Genomic DNA, 10,449 nt, shown 5'->3' with positions numbered 1-10,449 from the left:
GACCGGCGGCGATGCCCGCGATGATGACCTGTGCATCGTCATGCCGCCCGGCCTGGATAAGCCACCGCGGGCTCTCCGGCAGGTGGCGGCGGAACCAGGCGGCGGAAAGGGCAATGACTCCGCCCAGAGCGAACACCACACGCCAGCCTACATCGGCCGGCAGCGTAGAGAGCACGAGCCAGGAGAGCAACGCAGCAACGAGGCTGCCGATGGGCCAGAAATTCAGCACGATGGCGGCGGCCCGTCCGCGCGAACGGCTGGGCACCAGCTCGGCGATGGCGGCGTTGATGGCGGAATATTCCGCGCCGACGCCGATGCCCGCGATGAGGCGCAACAGCAGCAGCGCCGTGAGGTTGGGCGCGAAGGCGGTGGCCAGGGTGGCGACGCCGTAAAGCACCAGGCTGGCCAAAAATATCCGCCGCCGGCCGTAACGGTCCGAGAGGATGCCAAAGCCGGAAGCGCCGATCATCAACCCGGCGAACCAAGCTGCCAGGATGAAGGACATGGCGTTGCTGCCGAGGTGGAAATGCGCCCGCAATGCGCCCAGCACGTTGCCAATCAGCGTCACCTCGAACGCATCGAGCGCCCAGCCCAGGCCGAAGAGCAACACGACCAGCGTGTGGAAGCGGTTCCAGCGCAGGGTGGAGAGCTGGTCGAGCAGCCCGGCTTCTGGGGTGGTGTCTGGTTCGCGCATGGGAGCTCCTGAAGGGGCTTACAAATCTACAGCTAGACCGGACCGCAACTAGCCCGGTCTAGGTATTCGCGCCGGAGACGAAAATGGTTACAAGCCAACCTAATTATTTTGATCTCCCCATGCGACTGCGACGCTACGCCATTTATGCGGCCATCAGCAGTGGCAGCTCCGCCAGGGAATGGATGACGTGGCGCGGCACCCCGGGCAGGCGTTCCACCGGTTGTCCCGCGCGGTTGCACCAGACAACCTGGAACCCAAACGCCGAAGCGGCATAGGCGTCCCACCCATTGGCCGAGACGAAGCCGATTTCCTCTCGGCGCAAACCGAGCCTGTCCACCGCGAGCTGATAGACCTCCGGCGCGGGTTTGAACACGCCCACCTCCTCTACCGAGAGCACATGGTCTAGCAAATGGCCGATCCCGGCATGTTCCACCGCCGCTCGCAGCATGTCTGGCGTGCCGTTGGAGAGAATGGCCGTGGCCAGCCCGCGCGCCTTGAGCGCCGCCAGCGCCTGCGGCACCTCAGGGTAGGAGGTGAGGGTCTGATAAAGCGCGAGCAGGCGCTGGCGGCGTTCCGGGTTGGCAAGACCGGTCGCCTCCAGCGCATAGTCCAGCGCCTCCGCCGTCACCTGGTCGAAGCCCGCATGGCGTTTCTGCAATCCGCGCAGCCATGTGTATTGCAGCTGCTTGTCACGCCAGAGCGCCGCTAGCGCCGTGCGCTGCGGCGGTGCCATGTCGTCACAGGCCGCAACGGCGGACCCGACATCGAACAACGTGCCATAGGCATCGAACACCATAGCCCGAAGCTGGGAAAAATTCGCCGTCATGCGCCTGCTCCTAGCTATGTTGGGTTATGCCACCTTGTAAGCCGCGAACATGTCGTCGACGGGCGTGTGGAATAGATGGTTGGCATAGTTGCTCAATGTTTTTACAGCCATAGCCAGCACAATCTCCAACACCTGGCGCTCGCCATAGCCAGCAGCCAGGAATGCATGTGTGTCTGCAGTTGCGGGGCGGCCGCGGGTATCGAACATGACCTGCGTGAACTGCGCCAGGGCGGCCAGTTTTGGATCAGCAATCGGCGTGCCCGCGCGCAGGGCGTGGAGCACATCGGCGGGAACTTTGGACATTTTATCGGCGATCATGCTGTGGGCTGCGGTGCAATAATTGCACCCGTTAGCGCGGCTGACGACAAGGAACACGACCTCCTGCTCAACTGAGGTAAAGCCGGATTCTGCCCGGAACCTCGCATAGCCGTCGAGGTAAGTCTCCAGCAGCCCCGGGGAGTTCACCATATTGGCATACATATTTGGAATAAATCCAGCTTGCGCCATGGCTTTTTCCAGCACCTTGCGGGCTGGCCCGGCGGCGGATTCCAAAGTTTGTGCGGGCAATGTCAGTTTGGTTTCGGCAGTCATCTACAGTCTCCTGGCGTTAAAGGAAAAAACTATTTCTCGCTTCCCAACGCGCTGAGCGCCTGAGCGGCGATCCGGCGTAGCATCGGTGGATTTGCGTCAATGCGCGCGAGAACGCGAAGGGAGAGCACGGTAGCTGTGAGATACTCCGCCATCGCCACCGGATTTATGCTATCCGGCAGGGCACCAGATTTCTTGGCCCGCGCGATCTGCGCTTCCAGGAAGCCCTGGACCTCAAACAGCCTGGAATGAACAAGGGAGCGGGCCTGGGCTGACATCGCCCCGCCATCAAGCAGTGAATTCACAAGCAGGCAGCCCAGGTGATGCGGATCGTCATCCGACAGCGCGACGATCTCATCGAAGAATGTCTCTATCGCGGCAATGGGATCAGGCTCCAGCGCCAGCCGCGCCAAACGATCGGAAATGCCGAGATCCGCGTATCGGTTGACCGCCGACATGAACAAGCCGTCCTTGTCTCCGTAGCGATTGTACAGCGAGGCCGCACTGAGCCCGGTGGCCTGCGTCAAATCCCGCAGGGAGGCCCCGGCATAACCCCGCTGGCGGAACACCTCCACCGAGCAGTCCAGCACATCTTCATCGGTCAAACGGCGGGGGCGGGGCATGGACTGAGTAAGGCTCCAAACTGTGTCAGCCAACACATAATAGAACGATCACTATAAAACAACTCCGCCCTGAAATTTATTTGCGGCCACGCCCCATAAAGCGCTTCAGCAGCGCATCCACCGAGAAGGCGCCGCCGCCCTGGGAGATCAGCACCAGCATCATCGCCGCCCATTGGATATGCGTGGGCCAGGCCTGCGGATACACAAAAATCTCGATCACCGCGGTCATGCCCAGCAACGCGAGCGCCGCGTAGCGCGTGGCGAGGCCGAGCAGCAGCAGTGGCGGCATGGCGACCTCCATCGTCACGGACAGATAGGCCGAAAAAGCCGGCGGTAGCAGCGGCACCTGATAATTGTTGGCAAACATGTAAAGCGTAGTGTCCCAGTTCGCGAGATGTGTCTGCGCCGAGCTCCAGAACACCTGCGCCAAGGCGACGCGGGCGGTCAGCGCCACCAGCCAATAGGGAACGAGTTCAAAGCACTCGGTCAGCTTGTTGAGCATGCGCACGGGCAGCATAGCCGGGCGTTGAACCGCTACGTCTGACATGGGTGGTTCTCCTTGTTTGTTTCATGTGTTTTCGTTTGCGAGCTGGCCGGAACAATCCCGGCGAACAGACCCTGCGCGAGAAACATTCCCAACATCGCCGGGGCTTCATCTGGTGTGGTGGCCTCCAACGCGTCCGCCAGGGGAAAGCCGCTGAGCAGGATCAGCGCGAAGTCGAATACAGGAGCTGTAACAGGCATGATCTCCAGCGTGCCGCTTGACCGGGAGACGATAACCGGCACTGCGGCGGCACTGATTTCGATCGCGGCGAGCAATGCATCCTTTTTCGAAACATCTTCCAGCAGCACAGCCTCCCATATGCCGCGGGCATCATCGCGCAGGATGAGCAGCGATACGGAAGGATGCCGGACGAAGCCGGTTTCCGCCACATCCACCCCGGCCAGTGCTCCGGGGTCCAGCGGCGGTGTCTCAGCGGCATGCAGCGCAATATTCACCGCCCACTCCAGCCGCGCCACATCCGCAAGATAGGGCAGAGACTTCAGACTTTTTGAAGCCTCGAGATAGATGGCAAACTCCGCGCCATATTCATATAAATTCGCGCAAACCGGCGGACGAGCCTGGATGAAATCCCGGCACAGCCCGGCGAAACAATCCGCGCCAACGAGTTTCTCCACCGCAGGATAAGCGATCTGCAAACAGGCGGCGAGATTCCCCAGAACATTATTCCTGTAGATCGCCATCCGCGCCTCTGCCGCGATACTCCCCGGGATAATCGCATCATCGAGTAAGCCGGCAGATACGCCGCGGAGCACCGCCACAAATGCAGCCTGCTGTTCACGCAGCATTGGCGTCCCTCCGGCTCACCTGGTCTATAATTTTTTGCGCCATGACCGCTTCCGCAAGCAACTCTTCCAGGGACGGTAAATCAGCATCGCGCTCAATCAGCACGGGGCGGGGGCCGATGATTTGCAACGCTACTTCGAACAGCGCCCATACCGCGCGATCCACGGGCCGGTCATGCGTGTCGATCAGCAATCCAGCCGCGGCCCCCGTGGCGGTACAATGCCCGGCTACATGGTATTCACCAATTGCGGCCGCAGGCAATGTTTTTAAATAATCCAAGGCGTCCCAGCCATGATTATGGGCGCTGACAAAAATATTGTTTATATCACAGATCAATCCGCATCCGGTGCGCCGCGTGACAGCGGTAAGGAATTCCGGCTCGGGAATACTAGAACTGGCAAACTGCAAATAGGTGGATGGGTTTTCCACCAGAATGGTCCGCTTCAGCGCAGTCTGCACTCTATCCACGTTCATGCAGAAAACATCAAGGCTTTCCCTGGTCAGCGGCAGAGGCAGCAGGTCCGGCAGCGCCGTTGCACCAATACGGCCCCAGGCCAGATGTTCGGAAACCAGGGCGGGCTGGATACGATCACACAATGCCATAACCCGCGCCAGATGCATCTCGTCCACGCCGTCCGCGCTGCCGAGCGACAAGCCGACGCCATGCAGAGACACCGGGTAATCCGCACGCACAGCCTCAAGCGCACGCAATTCCGGCCCACTGAAGTAATTCTCACTATGCACTTCCACCCACCCGATTTTGGGTTTGGCGGTTAAAAATGCCGTGTGGTGCGGGATGCGTAGCCCGATCCCTGCACAGGGGGAAAGTAAAGCCTCACATTTTCGTGATTCTGAATGTGGCATTGTTATCTCCGCACGCATTCCAAAAGGTTGTACTTTTGTTGCCGTTACACGCTGGCGCGGCTTTCATGATGCAATGCGCCGTAAACCCAGCCCATCTGCGCGCCAAATATTATGTGCAACATGAGGGTCGCCACAGGTGCCATCAGGCCGAGCTTCAATCCAAACAGACCGTCACCGGCCATGGGCATGAGAATGATCATCATCATGAGCCAGGCCCCACTGGCGAAAATGATTCCCTTCATCCAGTATGCGCCCGGCAGCGCCCGCGTCAGGAATGCAAAGAGAATCCCCCAAGCAACCGTGCCTATAAAGAAATGAGCACACCATGCTGCGGTCACACCACCCAACATGCTGCCCAGCATGGCAATGACGTCCAATTGCGGCATCACACCCATCATCTGCTTCATCAGCATCAAAATCGAAAGTACGATTGTCGCCGCAAAGCCCGCAACCAGGCCGCTTAAAACTTTGTTCATGAAAAGTTCCTTGTTCATCATTGGGACGATACAAAAGCCTGTGCGGAGCTGCCGCGTGGCCACCCTCGTCTCCACCCAGGCACTGTATGCGTCTCCCGGTTCCCGCACAGAGGAGAACCGGGGCGCCATTCGTTGGCGATACCTAGAAGGCGCGCGCTATATTCACCCGCTGGCTTACGAAGATTTGAGTGAGCCGCCGGCAAGCTTCTCGCAATCGCCCTGCGGCAGGAGCACGAACGACGCTGGGTCGCGCGCCATCGTCGCTTGCCCGGCGCAGGAATGCGCACCAGCCGCGCAATCATTGCGGCCGACAGCATTCACGCCGTAGCACGCGGCAAGATGCTCGGTTTTCATACGCGCCATATTGGCCTGCTTCGCCTGCATCATCTGCTGTTGCGTCATTGGCTGCATCGACTGGGCACTGGCAACGCCAGGCGCTATACTGGCAATGCCAATAGCGGCGGTAAGTACCGAGGCTGCAAAATTTCTGCGATCCATGTCTATCTCCCGATTAAAGGCAGCTGTGGAATGTGGCTGCATTTCAAGGTTCGGAAGGACGGCGGATAAGGTTACATGGAAAAATTAGGCTTGGACGAAAATAACGTCCTACCCTCCGGACTCTGCGCCACCCAGCGATGTTTCCCCCGCGGGGCCGGTGAATGGCTGCACGAGCATGGCACCTAACGGCGATGTGGTGGCAGGGTCGCGGAATGCGGCAAGACCGATGCTCATGCCCTCATGCCCCGCCGCCGGCTGGGCGCAATAGGTGCCAAGTAGCCGGTCCCACCACGGCATGTTGAACCCGAAATTGCTATTGGTTTCAGCGGGGATCACCGAATGGTGGACGCGGTGCATGTCCGGTGTCACCACCAGTAGGCGCAAGGGGCGATCCAATGCCAAGGGCAGCGCGAGGTTGCTGTGGTTGAACATCGCCGTGGCGTTGAGGATGATCTCAAACAGCAGCACGCTCACGGCCGGCGCGCCGAGCGCCACCACCGCCGCCAGCTTAATGCCCATGGAGAGGATGATCTCGATCGGATGGAAACGAGCACCGGAGGTGACGTCAAGATCAAGGTCCGTATGGTGCATGCGGTGCAGGCGCCACAGCATCGGCACCGCATGGAACAAGACGTGCTGTAAATATATCGTCAGGTCCAGGCCGAGCAGTGCCAGGACGATTTTGAGCCATTCCGGGATGTTCCAGAGATTCAGCCCGCCCCAGCCGCGCTGCGCGGCGAACACGGCCACGCCGAAGGCCGCCAACGGAAACAGCAATTTCACGGCAAGCGCGTCGGCGAATGCAACACCAAGATTACCTGGCCAGCGCTGCCAGCGCGTGAGCGAGCGCACGCGGCGCGGCCGCCACGCCTCCGCCACCGCCAGCACGGCGAGCAGGCCGAGTGAAACCACCAGCCGCAGCATTAGTCCGTGGGTGAGAAGAAGCTGCGCCATAAACCTCCGAAAATCCGCACCGGGTGACAGCCTATCCGCCCGTGCACGTCATAGTCTTACGCTACGTAGAGCCAAAAGGTTACCTGCCAACCATGCCGCACATAAATTTTTATACCGCCTGTAACCTTTCCCTTTTTCGTGGCGAACTCAGAATGCGAGGCGCTGGAATTGTCCCGCGCCACGCTTGTCATAAGGAAAATATCCATGAAGTTCACCCCCTCCATGCTCATGCTCGGCGCTGCTGTCTCCCTGGGCAGTTTGGCGGCCGCCGTCATCCCCACCCATGCGCGCGCGGCCTGCACCGCGCAGACCGGCACTTCCTGTGCGGGTAAAACCGGTGCCTGCGCAGGCAAAGCCGCGCTGTGCGCCGCCGCCAAGTGCAAGGCAAACTAAGCCGGGCTTACCCCCTCCGTTCATAGAGACGCCCGCCATGCCACGAAATGACCGCAAATTATGCGTGCCTGCCTGGCGGGCGTCACACTGCGACAGTTCCACAAGCGGAAAAAAGCTAACCGCCGCTCAATATAGAGCTGCACCGACTACCGTTTATGCAAGGAAGTTTACAGCCATGAACAGAAGAATTCGTAATCTCATCTCACCGCTCGCCTTGCCGGGCATGGTTCTGTCTGGCTTGTTGCTCATGTGTGCACCAGAGGCCATGGCTGCCACGACCACCCCCTACACCCAGGCGGCGTTCGCAACCGCGATGGCCAATCATACGCCGGTGGTGATCCATATCGAGGCAAGCTGGTGCCCGACCTGCGCACAGCAGAAATTGGTTTTGAAAGGGCTGGAAAACGACCCGCGTTATGCGGCCCTGGAGATTCTCGATGTCGATTTTGACTCGCAAAGACTAGTGGTACAGCAATTCGGCGCAACAATGCAAAGCACGTTGATTGCTTTTCATGACGGCAAGGAGGCGTTGCGTGCGGTCGGCATCACCAGCAAATCAGACATCGAAACCTTGCTCAACACTGCGGTTCAGGAGTGAGCGGACATTATGATTACCGCCGCTTTTCTTGCGTTGGCTGCCGGGCTGCTCTCCACGCTCTCGCCTTGTGTGGTGCCGGTGCTGCCTTTGGTCTTGGGCGGCGCAGTATCCGAACACCGCGCCGGCCCCCTGGCCCTGGCGGGCGGTGTCGCGCTGTCTTTCACTGCCATCGGCTTGTTCGTCGCCACCATCGGGTTTTCCCTGGGGCTAAACCTTGGCGCCTTCCGGCTGCTGGCGGCGGCAATGTTGCTGGCGTTGGGGCTGCTCCTGCTGCTGCCAGGCGCGCAGGCAAGGCTGACAGTCGCGGCCGGGCCGTTTGGCAACTGGATGAACAGCCGGTTTGGCGGCGGCAAGGGCGTTGGCTTGCGCGGGCAATTTGGCATCGGCCTGTTGCTCGGCGCCATCTGGACGCCGTGTGCCGGGCCAACCCTGGGGGCTGCCAGCCTGCTGGCCTCGCAGGGCAAGGATTTGGGCCATGTGGCGCTGGTGATGCTGATGTTTGGAATCGGCACCGCATTGCCCCTGGTGGGACTCGGGTTTTTATCCCGCGCCACGTTGCTGAGCTTGCGCGGCCGGATGCTGGGTGCTGGCTCCACCGGCAAAATGTTGCTTGGCGGCGCGATGGTGGCCGTTTCTCTGCTCATGATTACGGGGCTGGACCATCCATTGGAAGCCTATCTGGTACAAGCCTCGCCCGGCTGGCTCAGCGCCGCCACGACACAATTTTGATGCGCGCGAAACCAACCCTGTTCGAACGTGCCGAGGCCGCCGCAACACTGGTGGCAGCCCTGGGCGAAATGGAATCCGCCGGGCAGAACATCGTCACAACATTGCTGAACGGGCAGGCTTTTGTCACCGAGACGCATTACCCGGCCGATGACGCGCTCGATCCACATACCCGCGCCCAATATTATTTCCATGCGCATCGGGGGGCGGCGGAGAGCGGACATATCCATTGCTTCCTGCGCGGCGAGGACAAAACCGGCCTGACCCATGTGCTGGCAATCGCTTTGGACCATGACGGCCGGCCGGCGCAGTTCTTCACCACCAATCTCTGGGTCACCGCCGATAACTGGCTGCCCGCGGAGGCGCTCATCCCCCAACTGCCGCGCCTGGCCTGGCCTGATGCCCCAGCCCCCGCGCCGGTGAATCAGGCCCTCACCGCGCTGTGCGGCCTGTACCGCCGCGAGATCGCCGCCCTGTTGCGCCGGCGCGACAAACGCCTGGCCCGCCATGCGGCGGCCTCGCAGGCAGAGGCTCTGGCGGATGAAACACTGGAAATCCTCAGCCGCGCGCGTATAGACCTGCCGCGCACCCTCGTCCGTTTGCGACAAAGCCTGAAACTGCCGGAGGCTGACGATGCCGCATAACCTGCTCCTGACGGAAAGCATTCCCCTGGGTGGTGATTGGCTGCGCCAGGCAGACGCTGTACTCTGTCCGCCTAAGGGAGGAGCCATGGCGGAGGAAAACCCAGACTGGCGGATCTGGCTGGCAGCGGCGCAGCTTGGCGATGCGCGTGCCTATGCCCGCGTGCTGCAAGAGGCGCTACCCTGGTTGCGCCGCCGCGCCCGGTCGCGCTGGCCCCAAAGCAGCGCCGCCGATATCGAAGATATGGTGCAGGAAACGCTGTTGGCGCTGCATCAAAGCCGGCATCTCTACGACCCCAGCCGTCCTGTTGCCCCATTTCTGTTCGGGATATTGAAGTTTCGCGGCGCGGAAGTCCGCCGCCGCCGCCAGCGCCATGCCGGGCGGGAGACAGCCATTGACGATGTACCCGTAACCTCTGCCGCCCTCGCCACGAATGATACACAGGATCGGGATGTTGACGCGATTGCCATGATGGCGGCGCTCCGCGGCCTGGGTGAGCGCGACAGGCTTGTGCTGAGCTTGCTGAAGGTCCGCCAACTTTCCCTGCGCGAAGCCGCCGCCGAAACCGGCATGAGCGTCGTAGCCCTTAAGGTCGCGACCTTCCGGGCGATGCAGCGGCTGAAAAAAGCCATGAAGGAGAACATTACCCATGAGGACTGAGGAGTTGATCGCCAGCCTCACACATGATCTGCCGCCGGTGCGCCGCGCAGCACCACCCGCTGCTCTGCTGTTACGGTGGCTGCTTGTCACCGTGCCGGTTCTTGCAATGGTTGTTCTTGCCATGGGGATACGGCCAGAAATTTCCAAGCTGCTTATGCAACCGCGCTTCATGCTGGCGGAGCTGCTGGCTCTGACCACGGCACTCATCTCCGCCTATGCCGCCTTCTGCGCCGGGCGGCCGGACGAGCCGGGCTGGAAGCTCTATTTGCCGGTGGCCGCCCTTGCTCTGTGGCTCCTCGAGCTTGGGCGGCAATGTTTTATCCTGTCGTTGCAGACCCACGGCGCGGCACTCATTCTGCGCCCAGATTTCTTGTGCGTCCCGGCCATTGCAATGGCTGGCTTTGTCCCCGCCGTGGCCATGGTCTGGCTTCTGCGGCGCAGCGCCATATTTCGCACGACCCACGCCTGCCTGTGCGGCGCCATGGCCGCCGCCGCCGCCGCCGAAGTGGCGCTGCCATTATTCCACGCGGCGGATACGATGATGACGGTTCTGGTCTGG

16 protein-coding genes are annotated in these 10,449 nt (G+C 61.1%); 6 read left to right on the top strand and 10 right to left on the bottom strand.

The genetic code is table 11. The features are described from left to right. The 10 genes from HKL97_RS06690 to HKL97_RS06645 form a co-directional block, all read right to left on the bottom strand. Nucleotides 1-694 (bottom strand): MFS transporter (locus HKL97_RS06690; protein WP_291423680.1); only part of this gene is annotated, 694 nt, incomplete at its 3' end. Nucleotides 695-836: 142 nt separating this feature from the next. Beyond that, the gene (locus HKL97_RS06685) at nt 837-1,520 is read right to left on the bottom strand and encodes a haloacid dehalogenase type II (RefSeq protein ID WP_291423678.1); all 684 of its coding nucleotides are present in this window, start codon (nt 1,518-1,520) and stop codon (nt 837-839) included. 24 nt (nt 1,521-1,544) lie between these two features. Beyond that, the gene (locus tag HKL97_RS06680; RefSeq protein ID WP_291423677.1) at nt 1,545-2,111 is read right to left on the bottom strand and encodes a carboxymuconolactone decarboxylase family protein; all 567 of its coding nucleotides are present in this window, start codon (nt 2,109-2,111) and stop codon (nt 1,545-1,547) included. 29 nt (nt 2,112-2,140) lie between these two features. Continuing rightward, nucleotides 2,141-2,731 carry a TetR/AcrR family transcriptional regulator gene (locus HKL97_RS06675; protein ID WP_291423675.1) on the bottom strand — a complete coding sequence of 197 codons (591 nt, stop codon included), beginning with the start codon at nt 2,729-2,731 and terminating at the stop codon, nt 2,141-2,143. A gap of 76 nt (nt 2,732-2,807) precedes the next feature. Next, on the bottom strand, nt 2,808-3,278 hold the full coding sequence (locus tag HKL97_RS06670) for a DoxX family protein (RefSeq protein ID WP_291423673.1): 471 nt from the start codon (nt 3,276-3,278) through the stop codon (nt 2,808-2,810). Beyond that, nucleotides 3,266-4,081: a DNA-binding domain-containing protein gene (locus HKL97_RS06665; RefSeq protein WP_291423671.1), complete on the bottom strand. Its 816-nt coding sequence runs from the start codon at nt 4,079-4,081 to the stop codon at nt 3,266-3,268. The genes HKL97_RS06670 and HKL97_RS06665 overlap by 13 nt, the downstream gene beginning before the upstream one ends. Beyond that, complete coding sequence (locus tag HKL97_RS06660) at nt 4,071-4,943, bottom strand: DUF692 domain-containing protein (RefSeq protein WP_291423669.1); 873 nt, start codon at nt 4,941-4,943, stop codon at nt 4,071-4,073. The genes HKL97_RS06665 and HKL97_RS06660 overlap by 11 nt, the downstream gene beginning before the upstream one ends. Nucleotides 4,944-4,987: 44 nt before the next feature. Next, nucleotides 4,988-5,419 (bottom strand): DUF6789 family protein, encoded by a 432-nt coding sequence (locus HKL97_RS06655; RefSeq protein ID WP_291423667.1) that lies wholly within the window; start codon nt 5,417-5,419, stop codon nt 4,988-4,990. Nucleotides 5,420-5,593: 174 nt separating this feature from the next. After that, nucleotides 5,594-5,917 (bottom strand): DUF2282 domain-containing protein, encoded by a 324-nt coding sequence (locus tag HKL97_RS06650; RefSeq protein ID WP_291423665.1) that lies wholly within the window; start codon nt 5,915-5,917, stop codon nt 5,594-5,596. 108 nt (nt 5,918-6,025) lie between these two features. After that, nucleotides 6,026-6,871 (bottom strand): sterol desaturase family protein, encoded by an 846-nt coding sequence (locus tag HKL97_RS06645; protein ID WP_291423663.1) that lies wholly within the window; start codon nt 6,869-6,871, stop codon nt 6,026-6,028. A gap of 204 nt (nt 6,872-7,075) precedes the next feature. Here HKL97_RS06645 and HKL97_RS06640 point away from each other — a divergent pair, with 204 nt between their 5' ends. From HKL97_RS06640 to HKL97_RS06615, 6 genes are all read left to right on the top strand, one after another. After that, on the top strand, nt 7,076-7,264 hold the full coding sequence (locus HKL97_RS06640) for a hypothetical protein (protein WP_291423661.1): 189 nt from the start codon (nt 7,076-7,078) through the stop codon (nt 7,262-7,264). Nucleotides 7,265-7,439: 175 nt separating this feature from the next. Further along, nucleotides 7,440-7,862, top strand: coding sequence for a thioredoxin family protein (locus HKL97_RS06635; protein WP_291423659.1), 423 nt, complete (start codon nt 7,440-7,442; stop codon nt 7,860-7,862). 9 nt (nt 7,863-7,871) lie between these two features. Further along, nucleotides 7,872-8,591 (top strand): cytochrome c biogenesis CcdA family protein, encoded by a 720-nt coding sequence (locus HKL97_RS06630; RefSeq protein WP_291423657.1) that lies wholly within the window; start codon nt 7,872-7,874, stop codon nt 8,589-8,591. After that, nucleotides 8,591-9,232, top strand: a complete 642-nt coding sequence (locus HKL97_RS06625; protein ID WP_291423655.1) for a DUF6969 family protein — start codon at nt 8,591-8,593, stop codon at nt 9,230-9,232. The genes HKL97_RS06630 and HKL97_RS06625 overlap by 1 nt, the downstream gene beginning before the upstream one ends. A gap of 85 nt (nt 9,233-9,317) precedes the next feature. Continuing rightward, on the top strand, nt 9,318-9,890 hold the full coding sequence (locus HKL97_RS06620; protein ID WP_291423653.1) for a sigma-70 family RNA polymerase sigma factor: 573 nt from the start codon (nt 9,318-9,320) through the stop codon (nt 9,888-9,890). Beyond that, nucleotides 9,880-10,449, top strand: a 570-nt coding sequence (locus HKL97_RS06615) for an NrsF family protein (RefSeq protein ID WP_291423651.1), incomplete at its 3' end; no start/stop codon positions are given. The genes HKL97_RS06620 and HKL97_RS06615, both read left to right, overlap by 11 nt.

The organism is Acidocella sp., assembly GCF_013044125.1.
Lineage (GTDB): Bacteria > Pseudomonadota > Alphaproteobacteria > Acetobacterales > Acetobacteraceae > Acidocella.
This window is presented reverse-complemented; position numbering and strand designations above follow the sequence as displayed.